The organism is Lentzea guizhouensis, assembly GCF_001701025.1.
In the GTDB taxonomy this organism is placed as follows: Bacteria; Actinomycetota; Actinomycetes; order Mycobacteriales; family Pseudonocardiaceae; genus Lentzea; species Lentzea guizhouensis.
Genome location: NZ_CP016793.1, coordinates 4,348,461 through 4,372,016, shown reverse-complemented (window position 1 = coordinate 4,372,016; position 23,556 = coordinate 4,348,461). Strand labels below are relative to the sequence as shown.

Sequence of the window (23,556 nt, the reverse complement as noted above, 5' to 3'; positions counted from 1 at the left end):
GGGTACGCACTGGGCCACCCGGTCACACGGGGACTCGTTCACCGATCTTTGTCACATGTTCTGTCCAGTCGGAATCATGCCGTCGCACGCCGCCCGTTCGAGTGAACGGCATAGCGCTTTTTACGCCGTTTACCAGCACATTCAACTGTGTCAGACACGCGCTGTGCCACCCCCGGTCACCACAACGGCCGAATGGGTTATCGGCAGTTGGCGGATAGCGCGCGGAGCGTGAATGAGGGAAAGTGCCAGGGTTCGTGTCCGAATTCGGACAATCACATGCGCGCGGAGAAACGATGCCCACCACCGTCACCAACCACGAGGCACTTCAACTCGTGGTGGCCGTGCACCGGCTGGTGCGAAGTCTTCGACAGGCCGCTCCGGCCCGTCGTCTGCAACCCACCCAGTTATTGGTGCTGTCAGAACTGAGCACCCACGGCCCGATGCGGATCGGCGAGATCGCGGTGCGCGCGCTGTGTTCGCAGCCGACCGCGACAACGGTCGTGACCAGCCTGGAGTCGACCGGACTCGTCCGCAGAGAGCCCGACGCCGCCGACGGCAGAGCCACGATTGTCGTGCTCACCGAAGTCGGTCGCGACACCATCCTGTCGCTTGCTCACGGCGAAGCCGAACTATTGAGTGAAAGAATGTCCGAGCTTTCGCCGGAAGACCGTGAACTCCTGCGAGCGGCCATGCCCGTATTGCGCCACCTGGCCGAACCGCAGGAAAACAAGTAGGAGCGGGGCCCCCCGACGGGCCCCGCTCCCGGCATTTACTTGCTAGGTGACACCGATGTGGGTGCTACCGAGCTGGAAGGTGCGCCGCTCGAAGGCTGTGGCGCGCCCGAACCCGTCGTGGCCGTCGAACTCGGCGGCGATGACGGAGTGTCCACGCTCGGTGTCACGGTGTAACACGCACCGTTTTCGTAGTTGACCTCAGGCCGCGGATAGCGGTTCGCCGGAATCATCGGCTCGTCACCCCGGTTGTTGCAGCCGTAGTACCGCTCAGGTGCGTTGATGGGCTGCCCGTCCTGGTCGTACAGCAGCACGTTGGTGAGCAGCTTGCCGTTCTCGTCGTAGGCGTAGATGTTCTGGTGCTCGCGCATGACGGGGGCCGAGTACGACTGCCTCGCCGCGTTGCCGAACCGCAGCTGGTACGACGCCACGTCGACCACCGAGAACAGCACGCCCACCGCCAGCGCGCTGACCGGCAGGCTGAACCACAGCCAGCGGCGGTCGACCTTGGCCCGCGGCGCCGCGAACACCGACACCGCGGCGATCGCGGCCAGCGCGAGGAACCCGAGCATGTCACCGGCGGCCAGCAGCACGGCCGCGAGCCCGATCAGACCGGCCCGCACCAGCCACCACGCCGGCTGCAGCGACCGCAGGTAGGTGAGCGCGCGGTCGGCCGGCGTGCCCTCCTGCGGCGTCAGCCACTCCTTGACCTTGATCGTCTCGCGCAGGTTCATCACCTCGGTCTGCGCCGGACCGCGGTCCTGCACCAGCGCGAGGCTCAGCACCAGGATCACCACCGGCAACAACAGCACCGCCGGCTCCCGCAGCGCCGCGGCCCCCGCGAGCAGCGTGATGCCCGTGGCGCCCGCGAGCCCCCACGCCGCGATCCGCGGCCGGCTCAGCAACGGCTGCTTCGCCGTCACCGGCAACCGCTCGGTCCGCGCGGGTACCCGGCTGCCTGCCGCAGCTCCTGCGCGTACTGCTCGGGCGGCCCCAGCCGCTGCTCGAGCGTCTCGCCCTCGCCCAGCTCGGAGGTCAGCTCCGCGACGTGCGCCTCGACGTCCTCCATGATCTCGGCGACCTCGTGAGGCGGCAGGTCGTCGAGCGCGGCCCGCATCCCGGCCACGTACTGCTCCACCCCGAGTGCCTGCGTGTTCATGCGACCTCCCCGAGCAAGCCGTCCAGCGTGCTGGCGAACGACCGCCACGTGTCCCTCGACTCGGCCAGGCGCAGCCGCCCGGGCTCGTTGATGCTGTAGTACTTGCGGTGGGGACCTTCTTCGCTCGGCACCACGTACGAGGTCAGCATCCCCGCGTTGTAGAGCCGGCGCAGCGTGCCGTACACCGACGCGTCCCCCACGTCGTTCAATCCCCCGGCGCGCAGTCTGCGCACCACGTCGTAGCCGTACCCGTCGTCCTTGCGCAGAACCGCAAGCACGGCCAGGTCCAGCACCCCCTTGAGCAGTTGACTGGTGTCCATGGCCCCTCCGACCCGCTGTTGCGCCGTGGACACTACTACGCATCGCACAGTACTGTCCAACCCGTTGGAGCTTCTGCGGCACACGACAGCGGCCTCCCAGGTCGAAGGACGTGGGAGGCCGCCGCGAGGTTGGCGTGGGTCAGCTCTTGCACCCCGACGAACCGGTGGGCTCGCCGAACTTCACCGCCCCGAGCGTGATCTTGGTGCTGGGATCGGGCGTGCTGCCCGCGGGTGCCGACTGGCTGACCACCACCCAGTTCCGGTCGACGACCTGCTGCCGGCCCTGCCCGGTCGCGTCCTCCGACCACAGCACGAAGAAGCCGGCCGCCTGCAAGGTGTCCTGCGCCTTCTGCAGGTCCAGGCACACGACGTCGGGCACCGCGCCCTTCTTCGGCGGCTCCTGGCTCGCGGACGTGTCCGTCGGCTTGCTCACCTTCACCAGCACCTCGGTCCCGCTCAGCGCCTCGGCACCGGCCTCCGGCAACTGGGCGGTGACGACCCAGTTCAGCGGTTCGAGGACCTGCCGCTGCTGACCGGTCGCGTCCTCCTCGACCACGCGGTAGCCCTGCGCCCGCAGGAGCTCCCGTGCCTCGGACAGCCGCATGTCCACGACCTTCGGCACCTTCACCCCGCTCGCGGTGGACGAAGGCGGGGTGGTGGTCGCTCGCTGAGTGGTCGGGCCACTCGTCGTCGGCGTGCTCCCGCACCCGGCGAGCACGAGTGCGAGCAGCACGATCGCGGTCTTCATCCTTCGGTCTCCTGACGGGCGGCGGGCGGGATGCTGATCTCGGCGAGCACCTTGCGCAGGCGCTCCACCTCGGCGGGGGTGGCGTCGACGACGACCCGCCTGCGCCAGCGCTGCAACCGGTGGGCGCGGTCGACCGTGACGAGGTGGCACGCGACGGCCGCGACCACGGCGGCCACGAGCAACCAGGTGTAGCTCCCGGCGCCTTCGACGACAGCACCGACCGCGCAGCCCACGACCGACGCCAGCAGCAGGAGGTGCACCGCGGGCAGCCAGACGGCGGACCGGCGCCACCAGTCCCACCGGGACAGCGCACAGAGCTCGGCCAGCCGGTCCACCGCCCACTCGACCTGGGCGAGCGCGAACTCGACCTGTTCCCGTTGTGCCCTGGTCAGCAGTGGTCTGCGCTCGCTCATGAAGCGCTCGACGTGGGCGAGCGCGCCACGCACGGCAGCGGGGTTCGGGGCGAGCCGGGGGTACGGCCACCGCTCACCGTTGCGCTGGTCACGCATCCAGCGGTCACCCTCCAGGACGGCGAAGCCGACGATCACCGCCACCGCGAGCAGCTGCCACTGCCACGACACGAGGTTGCTGATGAACAGCACGAAAGCGCCCATCCCGGCGACGAACAGGCCGACCGTGGCGTTCACCTTCTGGTCGTGCGCCAGCGCGGCCAGGTGCTTGTCGCTCTCGTCGAGCCTGCGCCTGCCAGCGTGGACGACCGCCACCGTGGCGAGCGGGAGCACCAACGGGAACACGAGTGCCAGTGCGAGCGCGACGAGCAGAACCGGCCGCAGCTCCGCCTCCGCAACGAGCAGGTGTACCAGCGGCCACGGCGCCGCCAGCCCCAGCAGTGCGGCGAGGACGACCGGAACGACGCTCCTGGGCGCGACCGGGTCCGGCCGGTGCGGCACAGGCAGTTCGTCCCGGGCGACACGGCCTTCGAGCAGGCGGATCAGCTCTCCGCCGCTGTACTGCCACTTGCCGAAGTTGATCGGCCAGTACTGCTGGTTGCCGAGCTCCTCGATGTCGGGGAAGTCCTCCTTGAGGTCGTCCTTCTTCGGCAAGGTGGCCTTGTCGAGCAGGACGGGGAGCACGTAGATCCCGCGCTCGAGCGCCTTGCGGATCTCGTACCGCACCCAGTCCCTGTCGTCCTTGCGCTCGACGAGGTCCGCGAGCCACTCGTCGTGGATGAAGACGAGCATGACCTCGCAGTCGGCCAGCCAGCTCCGCAGCATGGTCGGGTAGTGGTCACCCGCGACGAGACCGGTGTCGGCGTAGACCTTCTCCGCCCCGAAGTGGGCACGGAGACGTTCGATGAACGCGTCGACCACGAGGGCGTGGCCGCGCCGGCCGCCCTTGTGGTTCTTGCGGTAGCTGACGAAGATGCCGCCGCTCATCGGGCCTCCACGACCGTGACGTCGAACCCCAACGCTCGCAGCAGACCCGTGAGCATGGCTTTTGTGTTGTCGCGGGCGCGTTGCCGGAGCTGCGAACCGGCGGCGGCGTCGGCGATCCGCTTCTCCGCGGCCAGGTAGAACTCCTGCTGGCTCTTCGTGTCGAGCACGGCGCCCAGCCGGTTGAAGAGGCCGCGTTTCTGGTCGAAGACGTAGCTGCGTTCGTTGTCGAGGTTCGGCTTGTCGAGCACGGGTTCGGGGATGCGCACCTCGACGGACTTCCCGTCCGGCGACATGACCAGCATCTCCTCGACGAGTTCGCCGAAGTCCACGTAGGCGTTCACGGTTCCGGCGCCGACGAAGAGGGTGCGTTCACCCGCGAGGAAGTCGGGCATCCAGGGCGCGTCCTTCTCGATGTCGACGACGACCTCGTAGTCGCCGGTGGCCGCGTGGTACTGGCTGAGGTCGCGCAGCTCCTGCAGCACGGCGGGGTGGCTGCGGTCGATCGTGGTGGTCTGGAAGGGGGACCAGCCGGTCAGGCCGCTGGTCAGCTGAAGCGCGGCCAGCAGCACCAGCAGGACTGCGAGGGAGATCAGACCGGGCTTCACCCAGCGCATCTTGACCAAGCTCATGCCGCGCATTGTGCGGAGTCACCTGCTTCCTTTTACATGACAAGGAGTCGCCACATCGGTCCGTCCGTCTGTCATGTCGTGTCCGGTGCCCGTGCCACTACGGTCGCTCGACATGGGCGGCACCTTCCTCAACTACCGGCGGCACGACGAGCGCATCGGGTTGGTCCGAACGCTCTACGAGCGGCTGGTCGAACGGTTCGGGGAGAACAACGTCTTCCTCGACTCCGCGACGATCGGGCACGGGCGCCGCTACCCCAACCAGCTGCGCCGCCACCTCGGTCGCTCCGACGTGGTGGTCGTCGTCGTGCACCCCGGCTGGGCGAGCGAGCTCAAGACCGACGGGACCGACTGGGTGCACAACGAGATCCGGTGGGCGCTCGCGGCCGGCAAGACCATCATCCCGTTGCTCTTGGAAGGCGCGAAGATGCCGAGGGCGCAGGAGTTGCCGCGCTCGATCAGGGAGCTCGCGAACTTCCAGGCGCACCGCCTGCGCGACGACCCCGGCCACGCCGCGCTGTGCGAGAAGATCGCCGCCGAACCACAGCGCCGCGCCGCGGTCGGCGAGACGCCGGCACGACCGTGGGCCGCGCCGCTGGCCGGGCTGCTCGGTGCTGCCGCGTTCACCGTCCCGGTGGTGGCGGTTCCGGCGAGTGCTCGGGAAACAGCGTTCGCGGCAGGACTTTTCGGCATCATCGTGCTCGTCGCGACGCTGATCGCCGTCTCGGTGGTCCTCGCGCTGCGCAAGCCGGTCAACGCCGCCGAGCAGCTCGCGCAGGACCTCGACCCGTCCCGGTACTACCTCCTCGTGGCCGCACCGGCGGGCACCCTGCTCGTGGCGATGACGGCGGCGATCGTGTTCAGCTCGCCGGTCGAACCGGGTTTCCGCCCGTTCCTGGTCCTCGTCACCGGGTTCGCCGTGCTGTACCTGGTGTTCCTGGTGATCGGTCAGTACAAGCTGGAGAAGTTCCGCGAGGACCACTGGCCGGTGCGGCTGACGGAACCGGTGAAGCCCGCCCCGGTGCGCAGGGAGCTGGAGCGCCTGCTGCGCAGACACCGGTCCGCCGGCGACCAGGACCGGGTGCGATGGCATCTCCGGCACCTGGAGAACGCCGCCGACGTCCTCGCCAGGGATGCGAGCAGGACGTGGTGGAGCTGGCTCACCGCGGACCACTTCGTGGTGCTGCAGGTCGGTGCGGTGTGGACGGCGGGCTCGCTCGGCTTTCTGACCGCGGCGGCGTTGCCGGCGATGGTGCTGTGGCTTCCCGCGACGGCTCTCGTGGTCACGGCCGGAGCGCTGTGGGGCATCATTGCGGCCGCGTACCGCAGGCAGAGCTGGGTGCGGCGCAACGTCGCCGACGAGGTGCAGATCCAGATCCAGCGCATCCAAGACGGCTCACCGCAGCCTTCTGCCTAGGACGATCACTGCCGCCGACACGAACACCGCCGTCAGCCCGGCCAGCCAGCCCAGGTCCGTGAGCCACTGGACCTTCCCGTGCAGCCAGAGCTCGTCGCGGTAGGCCACCGGCGAGATCGTGCGCAGGTCCACGGTGGACCCCGCGGCCGCGAGCCCCCACCTGGCCGGCAGCAGCGCGGCCACGAAGGCGACCCCGGTGCCGCCGGAGAGGTCGGTCGTCACCCCGTTGAGCGCGACCTGGGCCACGACGACCAGCGATGTGACGGTCACCGCGGTCTTCAGGTCCTTGCAGCAGGCCGAGATGAGCAGCCCCAGCGACATCGCCGCCACACTCGTCGCGCCCAGGTCGAACATCAGCTCGACCGACGTCGGCATTCCCGTGACGGCATGCGCGGGTGCGTTGCGCCACCACACGAACACGCCTGCGGCGATCACCGCCTGGACGACCGCGATGACCGCGAACACCAGCCACTTCGACAGCACCACGGCAGCGGTGATGGTGCCGGTGCGGTGTTCCCGCACCACGACGTTGTGCTCCTCGACCAGGTTGCTGTAGCTCAGCGCCTGCCCGGTCAGCACGCACAACGTGACCAGGATGCTCAGCGCCGTGGTCGCTTCGGTCGTCGGACCGGCGCCCAGCGCCCCGTCCTTCGACACCACCGCCGCGATCACCGCGGCGATGCCCGCGATGAGGAACGGCATCATCCCGCCCGGCCACGAGAACGTCAGCACGACCTGCCGCGCGACGAGGATCGGCAGCTGGTGCAGGAACGACCGCAGCTTGCCGCGCCGGCGATCCGGTTCCTGCTCGGTGGTCTGCCGTGCGGCTGCTTCCTCCACGGCCCGCTTCGCGCGTTCGACCACCGGACCGGCCCGGTACTCGGCCACCAACCTGTCGACGACCTCCTTGTTCTTCTTGTCCTCCAGCAACTTCATCAGGTCCGCGTAGGTCGGCACCTGCAACGTGCCGAGCACACCACCGGGTGGGCCGCAGTACACCGGGCGTCCGCCGGGAGCGAGCACCAGCACCTGGTCGGCGAGGTGGAGGTGTTCGGTCGCGTGGGTGACCAGCGCGACCGTGCCGCCTCTGTCCGCGTAGGCCGCGAGCATCTCCATGACGTCCCGGTCCATCCCGGGGTCGAGGCCGGACGTCGGTTCGTCGAGCATCAGCAGCTTGGGTTCGCTCAGCATCTCCAACGCGACCGAGACGCGTTTGCGCTGGCCGCCGGAAAGCTTGTGCACGGGCTTGCCGATGTGCTCGGTGAGCCCCAGGTCCGCGCACACCGAGGCGACCGGATCGCCTTCCTGGCGGCGGTCGGACGGCCTGCGCAGCCGGTCGGCGAACCTCAGCAGCGACTCGACGGTCAACGCCCGGTGCATGCTGTCGTCCTGCGGCACGAAGCCGAGCTTGCTGCTGAGCTGCTCCCGGTGCGTCCGCACGTCGAGCCCCTCGAAGTAGAGGTGGCCACCGGCCGTCTCCAGCTCGCCGAGCAACGCCGCGAACAGCGAGCTCTTGCCCGCGCCGGACGGACCGAGCACGGCGAGGACCGTGCGTTCCCGTTGGACGAGCGACATCTCGACGAGCCGCGGCCGGGCGTCCTTCTTCGTGACGTCGGACAGGTCGTGGACCACGAGGTCGCACTCGCCGAGCGGCGTGACGACCAGTTCCAGCTCGTCCTTGCTGATCTGGAACCGGTGGTCGGCGATGTCGAAGACCGACAAGGCGGTGAGCGAGGTGCGCCGCACCGGCCGGCCGCCCTGGAACGTGCCGTCGGAGTGCCCGAGGTCGCGGAGCTCCCAATGATCACCGCGGCGTTCGATGACGGCGTGCTTCCCGGCGACGTGGTAGCCGTGGATGCGGACCTGGCAGTCCTCGTGGTGGCCGATGAACGTCCCGTGCCGCAACGGGAAGCGCTGCACGTCCTCGCCCTGCGGCTCCGGACTCGGCCGGGGTGGCGCGGGGTCGGGCGACTCGGGCCGCACCCGTCCGGGCTCGACCCAGCGGGGCAGGCCGGGGTCGAGCCGGTCGAACCCGGCCAGCGCGGCCGGTCCGCGTGGATGAGCCCGCACCAGCGCCCGCAGGTACACCGCGATCCGCCGGTGCGTGAGCCGGTGGATCCGCCGCACCCGCGCCGCCGCGACGGTGAGGTGCCGCTCGACCCGGTCCTCGACCGCCGCGATCTCCGCGTCCAGCCGGTCGAGGTCGGCCTGGGCGGACCGGCCGCACCGTCCGCGGCCGCGACCGCCTTCAGGTGCTCGCGGCCGCGTCGCATCCTGACCATCGCCGCGCCTCTGCGTGCCTCGCCCGGTCGCCGTGCGGTGAGCGCCGCCTCGGACGGTGGCACGGCCACGAGCTCGAGCTCGGCCTGGGCCCGGCGCACCCGGTCGGTGACGTGGATGCGGAACGTCCGCAGCCGCACCAGTTCCTCGCGGTCAGCGGTGGACAGCGCCTCGTGCTCGACCCGTTCGCGTTCGAACGCCTCGTGCGCGCCGCGGATCAACACCTCCCGGTGCGGGGTCGAGCGCGCTCCCGGGTTGGGGATGCCGAGGCGGCCGTCGCGGGTCCCGTGCCACCACGTCCAGAACATCACTGCTCGAGACAGGTCAGGGTCGCGACGACCTTGCGGTTGCGCGCGGCAGGTCCCGGCAGCAACGCCCCGCCGGGTCCGGTGTCGGTGACGTGTCCCGGCCAGTTCGTGCCGACGCCCCTGGTGGTGATCGTGTCACCGGGGATGCCCAGGTCCACGAGCACGGACTTCACCGCGTCCGCGCGCCGTGCCGACAGCTCGACCCGTCCCGCCGGCGGGCCGACGCTCGCCGTGGTGCCCATGAGGTCGGCCTTCTGCTTCTTGGCGCGCATGGTGTCCGCGAGCCGCTGCAACGTCTCCCTCGCCGCCGCGGGGTCGCGGAACTCGGCGCTGTCCGGCTTGAACGAGATGTTGTCCGCCTCGCCCAGCTCGACCGTGCCGCACGTCTTCGGCTCCTTCGGCTTCGGCGGCTGCACCACCGCCACCGTCGGCGAGTCGACCGCGGCGGCCGAGGTCGAGCCGTGCAGCACCTTCGCCGCGCATCCGCCGGCCGCCTCCACCACGGCCTTCCAGATGTCGAAGACGTTGTTCTCCCACCTCGGGTCCAGCTGCGGCTGCGGGTCCGCGGTCAGCCCGAGCCCGACCAGGACGACGCTGCGGCCCAACAGGTCGGGCAGCTGCTTCTCCTCGGCGAGGAACCGCGCGACCTCGGCCGGATCCGCGGTCAGCACCTCGTCCGCACCGAACCGCAGTGGCGCTGTCGTCTGCAGTCCGGAGTCCATCAGCACGATCGTTCCGCCGGGCCCGACCTTCTGCGCTGAGATCGTCAGCGCGCGCAGCACGTTCACCTCGGCCACCTGCGCGCGGATCTTCTCGCCGAACGCCGCCGTCACCTGGTCCAGGTACCCCTGCACCGCCTCGGCCTCGGTCTGCGGGTTGTCGCCACGCGGTGGGGCGGGTTCGGTGAAGACGTACTCGGGCTTGCCGTCCACCCGGACCAGCGTGATCGGCTGGTGCGCCCGCGCCACACCGGTCATCAGGTCGTTGACCGCCTCGGGCGGCTCCGGGTTGGGCACGTTGGCCCTCGCGCCGACCGCGATGGCGAGCGGCTGGTCGTGCGACACGGTGCAGGGCGTGAAGTTCGGTGCGGCGATCGGGGTCTCCGACTCGCATGCGGTGATCGGGACGAGGACGGCGACGGCCAGCGCTGCGAGCAGGCGGTTCATGAGGGCCTTCCGGAGGATCCGTTGGTGGTGTAGTCGTAGGGGCGGTGGTCCTGGGCGAGGATCGCGTCGGTCACCGACGGGTCGCGGGCCTTCTGCGCGAACAGCACCCGTGCGTACTGCTTGAGCTCCTCCGCCAGCGCACGCCGCCGGGCGACCTGCTGCGCCAGCACCTTCGCGGCGGCGTCGCGGGCCGCGACCTGGGCCTGCCAGACCTTGCGCGCGTCCCCGTGCGTGCCTTCGGTCTGCTTGAGCTGGTCCGCGGCCCTGCGGTTCGCGCGAACCGTCGCGACGAAGCTGCTGCGACCCTCGTGGTGGGTGAGGTAGGCGCCGATGCACGCGGCGAGCCCGCCACCGATGTAGAGCGCGAGGAACATCCCGGCGCCCGCATAGGCGTAGTCGGGGTTCTCCGCGACCCGCTGGGACGTGCCAAGCGTGAGCTTCCCCTGCGTCCTCACCGATGACGGCGTGATCAGCCGGATCCAGGCCACGAGCAGGCCTACCGCGAGCCACACGACCAGGCACAGTGCCGAGAGCACGTACTTCTTCTTGTGCACCAGCGTGCCGGCCGTGTGCGCGAGGTAGAGGACGCACACGCTGAGGCCGACGACGAGCATCGCGTTGACGAACGTCTGCCCGCCCATCCGGTTCACCACCAGGATGAACGCGGCCACGTCGGCACCCGCCGTGAACAGCAGCGCGAGCACGTGCAGGTAGGTCGCGCGCGGCCGCCCGCCCAGCAGCGGCTTGTCGTTGTCGAGCGTCGCCACGGCGGCGGAACGCGCCTGCTCGGTTTCGTCGACCCGCCTGGCGGCCAGGGTGCGCACGACGTCCAGCTCGTTGAGGCGGGTGTTCGCCGCACCGAGCGGGGCCTCGACCCTGGCCAGGTAGGTGGCGTGCTCGGCCTCGGCGTCGGCGACCCACTTGTCCGACCACGCGTTGATCAGGTTGTCGAGCGGGTGCCCGACAGCCTCGTCGACCGAGTGCCGCAGCCCTTCGGCCAGGCGTTCGACCTCGGCCCGCGCCGCCGCCTCGTCCACGGCGGACGGGGTGAACTCCAGTGACTGCGGCTCCTCCGGCTTGCGCGCAACACTCACAGCCGCTGCCCTCCCTCGTCGTCCCACGGCAGATCGGGGTCTCGTGGCGGTGTCTCGCCGGCCTTCTTGGCGTGGTCGCGGTGGGCACGCGCGTAGTGCTGCCAGTAGCAGGCGATACGTCGTGAGCCGTGCGCTCTGACCATGTCCCTGCGCACGGCGATGACCTCTTTGAGCTGGTCGATCTCGCGCTGGAGCATCGACACGAGCTGGACGACCTCGCCGAGGGCGCGTTGGGCCTCGTAGTGGCGGCGGGCGGCGTCCTCGCGACGCGCGAGGTGGGCGTTGCGGCGGCGGTTGCGCGCGAACTCGACGGTGTGTCTGGCGTCGGCCAGGCGCGGCGGCCAGTCCAGGTCGGGGTCTTTGTCGGCCTCGGCGAGCTCCTGCTCCGCGCGTGCGACGCGGTCGCGAAGCGCCTCGACCGGGCCTGCCGCGGTGGTCCAGCGGTCGACGAGCTCAGCCAGGTCGCTTTCGCACTGCAGCAGGTCGGCGTTCATCCGCTCAGTGGTGAGCTTGCGCAACGCGCGCAGCCAGCCGGTCTCGCCGGACAGGCCGGCGCGGCCGTCGCGCCTGCCGTGACGCCGATCGGTCATTCGTTCGTACCAGCGATATTTGAGTGGTTCCGCGGGCGGCCGCGTCCAGTCTCGCAAGGTCGTCCTCTGATGCCGTGAAGGGAATGCGTCCACTCGGGTGTCCACTGAGACCATCCAGGTGGTGCATGTTGGGAAATGGTCACTGACGGCGACATGACATGAAAGGAACGCCGGTTGTCAGTTCTGACCGGCAGCTGTCACGTTTCTGCCCCGTATCCGGACGCATGACGTAGCAGAATGCAGGTCGTGGACGATTTGGTGGCCCTGGTGGCCGCGAACTTGGTGAGCCTGCGGAAGAACCTCGGTGTGCGAAATCGTGATCTGGACACCCGACTCGATCCCGAGTTCTGCGAGTTGTTCGACGCATCCGGTGACGACGTCATCACACTGCGGCGGAAGCTGGTCGGATACCTGGAGGAATTGGTCGCCAGACTGCCCGCCGAGCTGCGGACGGCCGCCCGCCACGGCCTGAACGTCACCGAGGACGCAGCCGACATCAACCTCACCGACCGCATCGACCTGCTCGCGAAGATCCTCGTGTGCGATGCCAGGACGGCCCGCAGGCGGATCGACAAGGCGTTCGAGGCCATCGCCGAGCACGCCGTCACCGGGTCCGGCCAGCTGTCCGGCACCGGATACGGCGGGAACGGCTGGTACATCGACTCGTTCGACGTCGTGCTGCGGCTGGACCAGGAGACACCGGTCGCCTACGAGCGCAGGCGCATCATGGTCACCGCCGAGACGCTGGACGAGATCTCGACGTCGGTCGACGTGCCGCGCGAGCCCGGCCAGGGGAACCGGGTCGGCCTGCAGACCGACCTCTGGTTCGGCGGGCTGTTCGCAGGTCAGCTGCGGGAGTCGACGACGAATTTCCAGACGGTCGTGCGACTGCCGAAACGTCTGCACCGCAACGAGCGACATACCCTGGGGCTCATCCACCGCATCCCACCCGGACAGCGGATGGCACCGCGATACGTTTATGTGCCGTATCGCGACTGCCGTCGGCTCAGCGTGATCGTGCGATTCGCACCGGATCGGCGACCACACTTGGTGTGGCGGCACGACGGAGTGCCGCACAGCGTTGTCGCGGACGCTGTCCCATCGTCCAAGTTGTTGCCGGTCGACCTCGCGAACGAAGTGCGCGCCGACTTCACCAACCTCGTCGGCGGGCTTTCCTACGGAGTTCAGTGGGAATTCGCGTAGCACCTGTCAAGGATTGCCAGAAGAGGCCGGCCGGGGACAGAGGTTTCCCGTTTCCAGCTGCTTGAGGCAACAACTCGGGACTCAGAGGCGCGGGCGCGGCTGGCAACGCGGGCAGGAGAACGACGACCTGTTCATGAACGGCTCGCGGATCATCATCGTGCCGCACCGCTTGCACGGCCGGTTCTCCTGGCCGTAGGCGTTGAGCGACCGGTCGAAGTAGCCGGACTGGCCGTTGATGTTGACGTAGAGCGCGTCGAACGAGGTGCCGCCCTGGCCCAGTGCCTCGCGCATCACGTCGGTGGCGTGGTCGAGCAGCTCGGCGGCCTTGACCTTGGTGAGCTTGTCGGTCATCCGGGTGCCGTGCAGCTTGGCGCGCCAGAGGGCCTCGTCGGCGTAGATGTTGCCGATGCCGGAGACGAGGGTCTGGTCGAGCAGGGCGCGTTTGATCTCCGTGTGACGCAGGCGCAACGCGCGCACGGCAGCATCACGGGAGAAAAGAGGGTCCATCGGGTCGCGGGCGATGTGCGCGACCGTGTCGGGGACGAGGGTGCCGTCGACCTCGACCAGTTCGGCCAGGGCGAGGCCACCGAAGGTTCGTTGGTCGACGAAGCGCAGCTCCGGGCCGCCGTCGGCGAACCGGAACCGGACGCGGAGGTGTTTCTCGTCCGGCGCCTCAGCGGGCTGGACGAGCATCTGGCCGCTCATGCCCAGGTGGGCGAGCATGGCGGCTTTGTCGGCCAGTTCCACCCAGAGGTACTTGCCGCGGCGCCTGGCTGCGGTCATCGGCTGACCGGCCAGGCGCGCGCAGAAGTCCGCGGAGCCCAGGTCGTGCCGCCGGATGGCACGCGGGTGCAGCACCTCTACCGAGGAGATGACCCGGCCGGCGACGTGGGCTTCGAGGCCGAGGCGAACCACCTCGACCTCTGGGAGTTCGGGCACGTCAGGCTTCGGACTTGCCCTCGTCGACGGGCTGCGCCTCGATCACGGCGGCCTGCGGCTTGGTGGGCTTGAGCACCCACACGCCCGCGCGGCTCGTGTCCCTGACCAGCACAAGTCCCTGGATGCCTCCGCTGCGGGAGGTGTTCACCGGCCCGCGGACGGTGCGGGTGCGGCGGTTGGTGCGGTTCCTGGTCGCATACATCGCGTTTCTCAGTCTTCCTCGGATGGGAGGGTCCCTGGCGTCACCGAGGCGCCGTTCTGTCCGTTCGCGGATGCGGCCGACTCCTGCTCGGCCTTGACCCGCTCTGACAGAACATGATAAGCCGCTTCAGCGGCTTTCTGCTCGGCTTCCTTCTTGGTGCGCCCATCACCCTTGCCGTAGGGCTGGCCACCGACGAGCACCGTGGCGGTGAACTCCTTGCGGTGGTCCGGCCCTTGGTCGTCCACGCGATACTCCGGGACGCCGAGACTGGCTTGAGCGGTGAGCTCCTGCAGGCTTGTCTTCCAGTCCAGTCCAGCACCCAGAAGCGGAGCTTTGGCCAAGAGTGGATCGAACAGCCGGTGAACGAACGTTCGTGCGGTATCAATACCGAACTGCAGGTACACCGCACCGATGACGGCTTCGAGGCCGTCGGCGAGGATGCTCGCCTTGTCCCTGCCACCGGTCAGCTCTTCGCCACGACCGAGCAGTAGGTGTGCACCGAGCCCGCCCGGACCCAGGTCGCGGGCGACACCGGCGAGCGCGTGCATGTTGACCACGCTGGCCCGGAGCTTCGCGAGCTGACCCTCTGGGAGGTCGGGGTGGGTGCGGTAGAGGTGGTCGGTGACGACCAGCCCCAGCACGACGTCTCCCAGGAACTCGAGACGCTCGTTCGGCGGTAGCCCGCCGTTCTCGTAAGCGTAGGACCTGTGGGTGAGCGCAAGCCCGAGCAGCTCGGCGTCCAGCTGGACGCCGAGCGCTTCGGACAGGGTCGCGCGGTCGGCTTGCGGAGCGCGCGGCGGCTTTCCCCCCACTACGTGACCGAGGAGATCAGGCCGGCTGAGCGACCTGGCGGCCAGCGTACTGACCACAGGCCGGGCAGGCGACGTGCTGCGGCTTCGGCTGACGGCACGCCTTGTTCTGGCACGCCACCAGGTGCACGGCAGACGTCTTCCACTGGGAACGGCGCGCACGGGTGTTCGAGCGCGACATCTTCCGCTTCGGGACGGCCACGACTACTTCTCCTCGTTGTTGTCATCGCTGAACCGCTCTTGCAACGCGGCCCAACGAGGGTCAATCGTCTCATGCCCGTGGTCGGGCCCGAGCTCCGCCCACCTGCCGCCGCATTCGGAGCAAAGCCCCTTGCAGTCCGGCTCGCAGAGCGGCGCCTGCGGCAGCGCGAGGACGATGGCGTCCCGCACCACAGGCTCGAGGTCGATCAGATCGTTCTCGATCCGGCTGACCTCGTCTTCATCGGTGGTCTCGTCCGTGGTGCTGTCCGGCCACGCGTACAGCTCCGTGATCCGGACCTCGACCTCATCGGTGATGGGCTCGAGACACCTGGCGCACTCACCTTCGACCTTGGCGAACGCGGTTCCCGACACGAGCACGCCCTCCACGACCGACTCGGTCAGGAGGTCGAGCTCGACTTCGCCGCCTTCAGGCACGGCGATCACGCCGAGCAACCCCACACCGGCGGCCGGGACCGACCGGACGAAGGGTCGGCTGGAACCGGCGCGACGGCCGAGGTCCCTGGTGTCGATGACCCAGGGTCCTGATGCTGTGGGACGCGTGGACGCGTGACGATGCTGGTTCATGATCGGGTTTGTGCTGGAACGGGGACCTACCACGTCCAGCCGGTCCAGGGTACGGGACAACGCGTCCGCACGTGAAATCCGCAGGTGATCGCACCTGTCCGCAGTAGCGCGAATCACACGTTCAGCTGGCCTGGTTCGTCAGGAGCCGTAGTCGAACGGGGCAGCGGCCCCGGCGACGGCGGGACCGCGCAGGTGCGAACGGCCCTTGCCGACAGACCGCAGGGTGTGCGCGAGGAGGTCCTCGAAGTCCGCGAGCTTGCCGTCGACGTACGCGTCGCACTCCGACCGCAGCCGGATCGACTCGTTCTGGGCGGCGTCGAGCAGCCGGGCGGCCTCGGCGTGTGCCGCGCGCACGACCTCCTGCTCGTTGACGAGCCTGGCCTGCTCGGCACGACCTTCCTCGGTGGCGCGCTCGTAGTTGGCCCGGCCGGCCTGGATCATCCGCTCGGCCTCGGCGTGCGAGCGGCCGACCAGGTCGTCGTACTCCTGGCGACCGGCGGCGACGGTGCGCTCCGCCTGGTCCTCGGCCTCCGCGACCATCCGCTCCGCGCGGGCGCGGGCGTCGGACAGCATGGCCTCGGCCTCCGCCTGCGCCTCGGCGAGGATGCGGTCGGCGTCCGACCGGGCCTTGGAGACACCGGCCTCCGCCTCGTGCTTGGCCTTGCCGACGAGCTCTTCCTTGTGGTCGAGCACGTCCTGCGCGTCGTCCAGCTCGGCCGGGATGGCGTCGCGGACGTCGTCGAGCAGTTCGAGCACGTCACCACGTGGCACCACGCAGCCCGAGGTCATCGGTACTCCGCGCGCTTCCTCGACGATCGTCACCAGCTCGTCGAGTGCCTCGAACACCCGGTACACGTCTCACTCCCCAACCTCTGTGGCTCCCACCCACAAGTGTGCCCTGCTCCTCTCCCCGAAAGAGGGAGATCGGCAGGGCGTGTCAGGATTCGGCAAGACCACCTGGGGGAACCGTGGACATCACCATCAGGCGCGCGACCGCCGCCGACGTCGACGCGATCGTGGCGATGCTGGCGGACGACCCGCTGGGCGCGACCAGGGAGAAGGCGGGCGACCCCGCCTACCTCGCCGCCTTCGCGGTGATCGACGCCGACCCGCACCAGTACCTCGCGGTGGCCGTCGCGGGCGACGAGGTCGTGGGCACGCTGCAGCTGACGTTCACGTCGGGCCTCTCCCGCCTGGGCATGACCCGCGCCACCGTGGAAGCCGTGCGCGTGCGTTCCGACCAGCGCGGCGCGGGCTTGGGCGAACTCCTGCTGAGGTGGGCCGTCGACGAGGCACGCGCCCGCGGCTGCGGCCTGGTCCAGCTGACTACAGACGCGTCCCGGACGGACGCGCACCGGTTCTACGAGCGGCTCGGCTTCACCGCGTCACACGTGGGGATGAAGCTTTCCCTCTAACGGGTCTCGGCGAGCCGCTGCTGCAACCGCTGCTCCACGCTCGCCGGCAGCAGCGTGGAGACGTCACCCCCGTACGTCGCCACCTCCTTGACCAGCGACGACGCCAGGAACGAGTACTGCGGGCTGGCCTGCATGAACAGCGTGTCCACGCCGGTGAGCTGGTGGTTCATCTGCGCCATCTGCAGCTCGTAGTCGTAGTCGCTGACCGCGCGCAGGCCCTTCACGATGGCCTTGATGTTGTTCTCGCGGCAGTAGTCGACCAACAGCCCGTGCCACGAGTCCACGCGCACGTTGTCCCACTGCGCCGTGACGTCCCGCAGCATGTCCTGGCGCTCCTCGACGTTGAACAAGGTGCGCTTGTTCTTGTTGATGAGCACGGCGACGACGACCTCGTCGAACAGGTGCGCGGCTCTCCCGATGATGTCCAGGTGGCCGTTGGTCACCGGGTCGTAGGAGCCGGGGTACACGGCACGCGTCATGAAGCGGACGTTAGCACCCGATCGGACGCCGCCAGGCGAGTCCGTGGTTCTCGTCACCCATCAGCACGTACCCGCCCCCAGTACACCGTCGTGTCGCCATACTTCTTGGCCCGCAACGGTTCTACCCCACCCGGCCACGGAGGTTCGGCACTCCTCGAAGCACGCTCCACGACGAGCACCGCATCCCCGGCGAGTCGAGGGGCCACCCCCGCGAGCACCTTGGCCAACTCCTCGTCGCCGACCGCATAGGGCGGGTCGGCGAACACGACGTCGAACTCTTCCCCCTCGCCCGCGACGAACGCCTCAGCCGTGCGGTTGACGACCGTCACGTTCGCCAGCCCGAGGTCCTTCGCATTGCTCTTGAGCACCTCCACCGCCCGCTTGTCGGACTCGACGAACGTGGCGTGCTCCGCCCCTCTGCTCAACGCCTCGAACCCCAACGCCCCCGACCCGGCGTACAGGTCCAGCACCCGCGCCCCGTCGAGGTCCATCATCGCCTCAAGCGAACTGAACAACGCCTCCCGCACCCGCTCGGACGTCGGCCTCGTCCCCTTCGGCGGCACCTTGAGCCTGCGACCACCGGCGGCCCCGGCCACGATTCTCGTCACGCCCTCATCGTCCCAGGCGCCCACTCCGGCCGGCCTCCGCAGGCAGGCTGACGCAGGGGTCCCCTCGTGTTTCGGCTCCCCCGCGGCCCACGGTACTCAGGGGGTCTGACAGTTCCGGGCTGACGATTCCGGGGCTGGCGCTGCCGAGAGGCTGTGCCGAGGGGCTGGGCGAAGCCAGGCCAGGGCGACAGCGAGGCGAACCCGCCCAACTCAAGCGGTCCCGCGGTGCTGGACGGGGAAGTCACCACCGCAACGCAACCACCAACGCAACGCGCAGCCGCTCTACGGAACAGGCGTGCCATCTACCTGCGAGTGGCGGGGGTTTGGTGGCTTCTTTGGAAGTGTCGGGGTCTGGGGCGGAGCCCCAGGAACTGCCCGCCCAGGGCGGGCATCACCCCAACCCCTGCCACCACCCGTCCACCTCTCCGGGCGCCGATACGTCCACCCGCTCCCCCGGCCGCGGCACCGCCATCCTCAACCCCCGCGCCTTCACCTCCCGCCACACCCGATCCACCGGCTCCGTCCAAGAGTGCAAGGCCAAGTTGAACGTCGCCCAATGCACCGGGATCAACAACCCCCCACCCAAATCCTCAAAAGCCCGCACCCCGTCCTCCGGCGTCATGTGGATGTCCGGCCAAGCGTCCCCGTACGCCCCGACCTGCATCAACACCGCGTCGAACGGCCCGTGCTCAGCCCCGATCCCCGCGTACCCCGGGAAGTACCCGGTGTCCCCGCTGTAGAACACCGCCCGCTCCCCGCGCCGGATCACCCACGACGCCCACAACGTGACGTCCCGCTGCACCGACCGCCCCGAGAAGTGTTGCGCCGCAGTACAAGTCAGCGTGAACCCGTCCACTTCAAACGATTCGTCCCAGTCCAGCTCGACGATCCGGTCGACAGGCACCTCCCACCGCCGCAGATGCGCCCCGATCCCCAGCGGCACAACGAAAACCGCCGACGACCCCACCGTCAACGACCGCACGGTCGCCATGTCCAGGTGGTCGTAGTGGTCATGCGAGATCACGACAGCACTCAAGGCGGGCAAATCAGACAACTGATGCGGAACCGGGTGCAACCGCCGCGGCCCCACGTGTGCGGATGGCGAGACCCGGTCGCTCCACACGGGATCGAGGAGCACCGCGGCGCCGTCGATCTCCACCAACGCCGAGGCGTGGCCGTACCAGGTCACGTGCACGCCGGAGGACACCGGAGCGGCGGGACCCACCAGGGGCACCGGGACCGAGGGCTTGCGGTCGGCGCCACCGGAGACGAAGTCGCGCAACGAGAAGTTGTCGCGGTCGGGGACCGTGCGGACTTCCCTGTCGTTGTGGAACTTCCCGTTCCGGTACCGCGGCGAGCGCGCCATCTCGGCCGGGTCCGGCTTGCCGCCCAGCTGTGCGGGGAGATCGCGCAGCGCCCACGCCACGCCCGCCAGTCCGAGCAGCCCGGCCAACGCCTTCTTCATGTCCCAACCCTCTTCCCTGACCCCGTGTGCCCGGTGCAACGCTGGGAATGGTCGTGGAGTTCCGGCCCCCGCGCAGCGCGAAGGGCCCGGCTGAGAACCAACCGGGCCCTTCACAGCACTGCTTTCAGGTCACTTCAGCACGATCAGGAGGTCGCCGCCCTCCACCTGCTGGGCGCCGCGCACCGCCAGGCGGCCGACCACACCCGCCTTGGGGGCGGTGATCGCGGCCTCCATCTTCATGGCCTCGATCGTGGCGACCGTCTGGCCCGCCTCGACCGAGTCGCCCTCCTCCACCGCCGCGGTCACCACGCCGGCGAACGGTGCCGCCACGTGGTTCGGGTTGCCCCGGTCGGCCTTCTCGGCTGCCGGGACGTCGGCGGCCACCGAGCGGTCGCGCACCTGGATCGGGCGGAGCTGGCCGTTCAGGGTCGCCATCACCGTGCGGATGCCGCGCGCGTCGGCCTCGGAGATCGCCTCCAGGCCGATCAGCAGCCGGACGCCCGGCTCCAGGTCGACGGAGTACTCCTCGCCGGGGCGCAGGCCGTAGAAGAAGTCCTTGGAGCGCAGCACCGACGTGTCGCCGTAGGCCTCGCGGTGCGTCAGGAACTCCTTCGTGGGCGCCGGGAACAGCAAGCGGTTCAGCGTGGCGCGGCGGTCGTCGGCCAGACCCGCCTCGTCCTGCGGCGAGAGCTCCTCGACCGGCTTCGGGGCGGAACGGCCCTCCAGCGCCTTGGTGCGGAACGGCTCCGGCCAGCCGCCGGGCGGGTCGCCCAGCTCGCCGTGCAGGAAGCCGATCACCGAGGCCGGGATGTCGAACTTGCCGGGGTTCTCCTCGAACTCCTTCGGCTCCACACCCGCGCCGACGAGGTGCAGCGCGAGGTCGCCGACGACCTTGGACGACGGCGTCACCTTCACCAGGTGGCCGAGCATCCGGTCGGCCGCCGCGTACATCGACTCGATCTCCTCGAACTTCTCGCCCAGGCCGAGCGCGACGGCCTGCGTGCGGAGGTTCGACAGCTGCCCACCGGGGATCTCGTGGTGGTAGACGCGGCCGGTCGGGCCGGGGATGCCGGACTCGAACGGCGCGTAGATCTTGCGCACCGACTCCCAGTACGGCTCCAGGTCGCAGACGTTCTGCAGGTTGAGGCCGGTCGCGTGCTCGGTGTGGTCGGTCAGCGCCACGATCGACGACAGCGGCGGCTGCGAGGTGGTGCCCGCCATCGACGCGGTGGCGCCGTCGATCGCGTCGACACCCGCCTGGATCGCCGCGAGGTAGGTGGCCAGCTGGCCGCCCGCGGTGTCGTGGGTGTGCAGGTGGACCGGGAGGTCGAACTCCTTGCGCAGCGCCGTGATCAACCGCGAGGCGGCCGGTGCCCGCAGCAGGCCCGCCATGTCCTTCACGCACAGCACGTGCGCGCCCGCGCCCACGATCTGCTCGGCGAGCTTGAGGTAGTAGTCCAGTGTGTACAGACGTTCGTCCGGGTCGGACAGGTCGCTGGTGTAGCAGAGCGCGACCTCGGCGACCGCGGTCCCGGTCTCGCGTACGGCCTCGATCGCCGGGCGCATCTGCTCGACGTCGTTCAGCGCGTCGAAGATCCGGAAGATGTCGATGCCGGTCTGCGTCGCCTCCTGCACGAACGCCTTGGTCACGGCCTCCGGGTACGGCGTGTAGCCGACCGTGTTGCGGCCGCGCAGCAGCATCTGCAGGTTGATGTTCGGCACGGCCTCGCGCAGCGCCGCGAGCCGCTCCCACGGGTCCTCGGCGAGGAACCGCAGCGCCACGTCGTAGGTCGCGCCGCCCCAGCACTCCAGCGACAGCAGCTCCGGCGTCATGCGCGACACGTGCGGCGCGACGGCGAGCAGGTCCTTGGTGCGCACGCGGGTCGCCAGCAGCGACTGGTGCGCGTCGCGGAACGTGGTGTCGGTGACGCCGACCGCCCTGGACTCGCGCATCCACCGCGCGAAGCCCTCCGGCCCCAGCTCGGTGAGCTTCTGCTTCGACCCGGCGGCCGGTTCGGCGTTGAGGTCGACGACCGGCAGCTTCTCCCGCGGGTCGACCGCCGTCGGGCGGGTGCCGTTGGGGTGGTTGACCGTGACGTCGGCGAGGTAGGTCAGCAGGCGCGTGCCGCGGTCGGCCGAGTGGCGCGCGGTCAGCAGGTGCGGGCGCTTCTCGATGAACGACGTGGTGACGCGGCCCTCGTAGAAGTCGGCCTCGTCCAGCACGGCCTGGATGAACGGGATGTTCGTGGACACACCGCGGATGCGGAACTCCGCGATCGCACGGCGCGCACGGGCGACGGCGAGGCCGAAGGTGCGGCCGCGGCACGTGAGCTTCACGAGCATCGAGTCGAAGTGGGGGCTGATCGCCATGCCCGCGCCGGCCGTGCCGCCGTCGAGGCGGATGCCGGAGCCACCGGGCGAGCGGTAGGCGCTGATCGTGCCGGTGTCCGGGCGGAAGCCGTTGGCCGGGTCCTCGGTGGTGATGCGGCACTGCAGCGCCGCGCCGCGCAGCTGCACGGTGTCCTGGGACAGGCCCAGGTCCTCCAGCGTCTCGCCGGACGCGATGCGCATCTGCGACTGCACGAGGTCGACGTCGGTCACCTCCTCGGTGACCGTGTGCTCGACCTGGATGCGCGGGTTCATCTCGATGAAGACGTAGTTGCCCTGCGGGTCGAGCAGGAACTCGACGGTGCCGGCGTTGCGGTAGCCGATGTGGCGCGCGAACTTCACGGCGTCGTTGCAGATGCGGTCCCGCAGCTCGGGCGCGAGGTTCGGCGCGGGCGCGATCTCGATGACCTTCTGGTGGCGCCGCTGCACGGAGCAGTCGCGCTCGAAGAGGTGGATCACGTTGCCCTGGCCGTCCGCGAGGATCTGCACCTCGATGTGGCGCGGCTCGACGACTGCCTGCTCCAGGAACACGGTCGGGTCGCCGAACGCCGACTCCGCCTCGCGCGACGCCGCCTCCAGCGCCTCACGCAGCGCGGCCGGGTCGTCAACCTTGCGCATGCCGCGGCCACCACCACCGGCGACGGCCTTCACGAAGACGGGGAAGCGCATCGACTTCGACGCTTCCAGCAGCTCCTCGACGTTCGAGGACGGCGCGCTCGACTCCAGCACCGGCAGCCCGGCCTCGCGGGCGGCGGCGATGGCGCGCGCCTTGTTGCCCGTGAGCTCCAGCACCTCGGCGACGGGGCCGATGAACGTGAGCCCCGCCTCCCGGCAGGCCATCGCGAGCTCGGGGTTCTCGGACAGGAAGCCGTAACCGGGGTAGATCGCGTCGGCGCCGGCCTTGCGGGCCGCCTTGATGATCTCCTCGACGGAGAGGTAGGCGCGGACGGGATGTCCCGGCTCACCGATCTCGTAGGACTCGTCCGCCTTCAAGCGGTGCAGCGAGTTGCGGTCTTCGTGAGGGAAAACGGCGACCGTTCCCGCGCCCAGTTCGTAGGCGGCTCGGAACGCGCGAATCGCGATCTCGCCGCGGTTGGCGACAAGAACCTTGCGGAACATCCGTTGCCCTCCCGGAGTTGCTCGACGGTCAGTTCAGGCACGTTACCGTGCGACTCTTGCCTGTTGGGAGGACTGTCTCACGTGATGGGTATCATCCTGATCGGTCTTGTTCGTGAGGATTCTCGCGGTTTCAGGCCTGGGCGGATACCCACCACCCGGTCAGACTCCGGCCGGTAGTGGGTTTAACCAGATCGAGTGACGATCATGGTCACAATCTCGGTAGGGTGAGCCATATGGCCGGGGCTGATGGAGCCGGGCAGCCTACTGCCCGCACACCGCATTTCGACGTTGTCCTCCGTGGTTACAA

24 protein-coding genes are annotated in these 23,556 nt (G+C 69.5%); 4 read left to right on the top strand and 20 right to left on the bottom strand.

Annotated elements, in window-relative coordinates:
- Nucleotides 1-293: 293 nt before the first annotated feature.
- A complete protein-coding gene (locus BBK82_RS21790) occupies nucleotides 294-734 on the top strand; it encodes a MarR family winged helix-turn-helix transcriptional regulator (protein WP_053736904.1) in 441 nt (146 codons plus the stop codon).
- Between the two features lie 35 nt (nucleotides 735-769).
- On the opposite strand, the gene BBK82_RS21785 is transcribed toward BBK82_RS21790, so the two are convergent.
- The 6 genes from BBK82_RS21785 to BBK82_RS21760 form a co-directional block, all read right to left on the bottom strand.
- Nucleotides 770-1,654 carry a hypothetical protein gene (locus tag BBK82_RS21785; protein WP_065916656.1) on the bottom strand — a complete coding sequence of 295 codons (885 nt, stop codon included), beginning with the start codon at nucleotides 1,652-1,654 and terminating at the stop codon, nucleotides 770-772.
- Nucleotides 1,651-1,890: an HAAS signaling domain-containing protein gene (locus tag BBK82_RS21780; protein ID WP_065916655.1), complete on the bottom strand. Its 240-nt coding sequence runs from the start codon at nucleotides 1,888-1,890 to the stop codon at nucleotides 1,651-1,653. The genes BBK82_RS21785 and BBK82_RS21780 overlap by 4 nt, the downstream gene beginning before the upstream one ends.
- Entirely contained in the window at nucleotides 1,887-2,210 is a 324-nt protein-coding gene (locus BBK82_RS21775) for a PadR family transcriptional regulator (RefSeq protein ID WP_053736906.1), read from the bottom strand. Before BBK82_RS21775 ends, BBK82_RS21780 begins: the two co-directional genes overlap by 4 nt.
- Before the next feature lie 139 nt (nucleotides 2,211-2,349).
- The gene (locus BBK82_RS54225; protein WP_065916654.1) at nucleotides 2,350-2,958 is read right to left on the bottom strand and encodes a PASTA domain-containing protein; all 609 of its coding nucleotides are present in this window, start codon (nucleotides 2,956-2,958) and stop codon (nucleotides 2,350-2,352) included.
- The gene (locus BBK82_RS21765) at nucleotides 2,955-4,355 is read right to left on the bottom strand and encodes a TIR domain-containing protein (protein ID WP_065916653.1); all 1,401 of its coding nucleotides are present in this window, start codon (nucleotides 4,353-4,355) and stop codon (nucleotides 2,955-2,957) included. The genes BBK82_RS54225 and BBK82_RS21765 overlap by 4 nt, the downstream gene beginning before the upstream one ends.
- Nucleotides 4,352-4,984: a DUF4230 domain-containing protein gene (locus tag BBK82_RS21760; protein ID WP_065916652.1), complete on the bottom strand. Its 633-nt coding sequence runs from the start codon at nucleotides 4,982-4,984 to the stop codon at nucleotides 4,352-4,354. Before BBK82_RS21760 ends, BBK82_RS21765 begins: the two co-directional genes overlap by 4 nt.
- A 112-nt stretch (nucleotides 4,985-5,096) precedes the next feature.
- Here BBK82_RS21760 and BBK82_RS21755 point away from each other — a divergent pair, with 112 nt between their 5' ends.
- On the top strand, nucleotides 5,097-6,398 hold the full coding sequence (locus tag BBK82_RS21755; RefSeq protein WP_065916651.1) for a TIR domain-containing protein: 1,302 nt from the start codon (nucleotides 5,097-5,099) through the stop codon (nucleotides 6,396-6,398).
- Here the strand turns inward: BBK82_RS21755 and BBK82_RS21750 are convergent.
- The 4 genes from BBK82_RS21750 to BBK82_RS21735 form a co-directional block, all read right to left on the bottom strand.
- Entirely contained in the window at nucleotides 6,378-8,525 is a 2,148-nt protein-coding gene (locus tag BBK82_RS21750) for an ATP-binding cassette domain-containing protein (protein ID WP_065916650.1), read from the bottom strand. The two genes, BBK82_RS21755 and BBK82_RS21750, sit on opposite strands and share 21 nt — an antisense overlap.
- Before the next feature lie 460 nt (nucleotides 8,526-8,985).
- Nucleotides 8,986-10,152: an OmpA family protein gene (locus BBK82_RS21745; RefSeq protein WP_065916649.1), complete on the bottom strand. Its 1,167-nt coding sequence runs from the start codon at nucleotides 10,150-10,152 to the stop codon at nucleotides 8,986-8,988.
- Nucleotides 10,149-11,246: a hypothetical protein gene (locus tag BBK82_RS21740; protein WP_065916648.1), complete on the bottom strand. Its 1,098-nt coding sequence runs from the start codon at nucleotides 11,244-11,246 to the stop codon at nucleotides 10,149-10,151. The genes BBK82_RS21745 and BBK82_RS21740 overlap by 4 nt, the downstream gene beginning before the upstream one ends.
- Nucleotides 11,243-11,836 (bottom strand): hypothetical protein, encoded by a 594-nt coding sequence (locus tag BBK82_RS21735; RefSeq protein WP_065916647.1) that lies wholly within the window; start codon nucleotides 11,834-11,836, stop codon nucleotides 11,243-11,245. Before BBK82_RS21735 ends, BBK82_RS21740 begins: the two co-directional genes overlap by 4 nt.
- Before the next feature lie 246 nt (nucleotides 11,837-12,082).
- Between BBK82_RS21735 and BBK82_RS21730 the strand changes: the two genes are divergently transcribed.
- Entirely contained in the window at nucleotides 12,083-13,039 is a 957-nt protein-coding gene (locus tag BBK82_RS21730; protein WP_154697423.1) for a hypothetical protein, read from the top strand.
- Between the two features lie 81 nt (nucleotides 13,040-13,120).
- On the opposite strand, the gene mutM is transcribed toward BBK82_RS21730, so the two are convergent.
- The 6 genes from mutM to BBK82_RS21700 all read right to left on the bottom strand — a co-directional run bounded on the left by mutM (nucleotide 13,121) and on the right by BBK82_RS21700 (nucleotide 16,630).
- Complete coding sequence (gene mutM / locus BBK82_RS21725) at nucleotides 13,121-13,978, bottom strand: bifunctional DNA-formamidopyrimidine glycosylase/DNA-(apurinic or apyrimidinic site) lyase (protein ID WP_065916645.1); 858 nt, start codon at nucleotides 13,976-13,978, stop codon at nucleotides 13,121-13,123.
- 1 nt (nucleotide 13,979) lies between these two features.
- Complete coding sequence (locus BBK82_RS21720) at nucleotides 13,980-14,180, bottom strand: hypothetical protein (RefSeq protein ID WP_030467960.1); 201 nt, start codon at nucleotides 14,178-14,180, stop codon at nucleotides 13,980-13,982.
- A gap of 8 nt (nucleotides 14,181-14,188) precedes the next feature.
- Complete coding sequence (gene rnc / locus BBK82_RS21715; RefSeq protein ID WP_065916644.1) at nucleotides 14,189-14,992, bottom strand: ribonuclease III; 804 nt, start codon at nucleotides 14,990-14,992, stop codon at nucleotides 14,189-14,191.
- A 16-nt stretch (nucleotides 14,993-15,008) separates the two neighbouring features.
- Nucleotides 15,009-15,191 (bottom strand): 50S ribosomal protein L32, encoded by a 183-nt coding sequence (gene rpmF / locus BBK82_RS21710; RefSeq protein WP_065916643.1) that lies wholly within the window; start codon nucleotides 15,189-15,191, stop codon nucleotides 15,009-15,011.
- 2 nt (nucleotides 15,192-15,193) lie between these two features.
- Nucleotides 15,194-15,775, bottom strand: coding sequence for a YceD family protein (locus tag BBK82_RS21705; protein ID WP_065916642.1), 582 nt, complete (start codon nucleotides 15,773-15,775; stop codon nucleotides 15,194-15,196).
- Between the two features lie 138 nt (nucleotides 15,776-15,913).
- Complete coding sequence (locus BBK82_RS21700) at nucleotides 15,914-16,630, bottom strand: DivIVA domain-containing protein (protein ID WP_065916641.1); 717 nt, start codon at nucleotides 16,628-16,630, stop codon at nucleotides 15,914-15,916.
- A 119-nt stretch (nucleotides 16,631-16,749) separates the two neighbouring features.
- Here BBK82_RS21700 and BBK82_RS21695 point away from each other — a divergent pair, with 119 nt between their 5' ends.
- On the top strand, nucleotides 16,750-17,190 hold the full coding sequence (locus BBK82_RS21695) for a GNAT family N-acetyltransferase (RefSeq protein WP_335618121.1): 441 nt from the start codon (nucleotides 16,750-16,752) through the stop codon (nucleotides 17,188-17,190).
- Here the strand turns inward: BBK82_RS21695 and coaD are convergent.
- From coaD to BBK82_RS21675, 4 genes are all read right to left on the bottom strand, one after another.
- A complete protein-coding gene (gene coaD, locus BBK82_RS21690; protein ID WP_065916640.1) occupies nucleotides 17,187-17,669 on the bottom strand; it encodes a pantetheine-phosphate adenylyltransferase in 483 nt (160 codons plus the stop codon). The genes BBK82_RS21695 and coaD overlap by 4 nt on opposite strands.
- 53 nt (nucleotides 17,670-17,722) lie before the next feature.
- A complete protein-coding gene (gene rsmD / locus BBK82_RS21685) occupies nucleotides 17,723-18,277 on the bottom strand; it encodes a 16S rRNA (guanine(966)-N(2))-methyltransferase RsmD (protein WP_154697422.1) in 555 nt (184 codons plus the stop codon).
- Between the two features lie 391 nt (nucleotides 18,278-18,668).
- On the bottom strand, nucleotides 18,669-19,742 hold the full coding sequence (locus BBK82_RS21680) for an MBL fold metallo-hydrolase (protein ID WP_065921244.1): 1,074 nt from the start codon (nucleotides 19,740-19,742) through the stop codon (nucleotides 18,669-18,671).
- 129 nt (nucleotides 19,743-19,871) lie between these two features.
- On the bottom strand, nucleotides 19,872-23,249 hold the full coding sequence (locus BBK82_RS21675; RefSeq protein WP_065916639.1) for a pyruvate carboxylase: 3,378 nt from the start codon (nucleotides 23,247-23,249) through the stop codon (nucleotides 19,872-19,874).
- Nucleotides 23,250-23,556 lie beyond the last annotated feature (307 nt).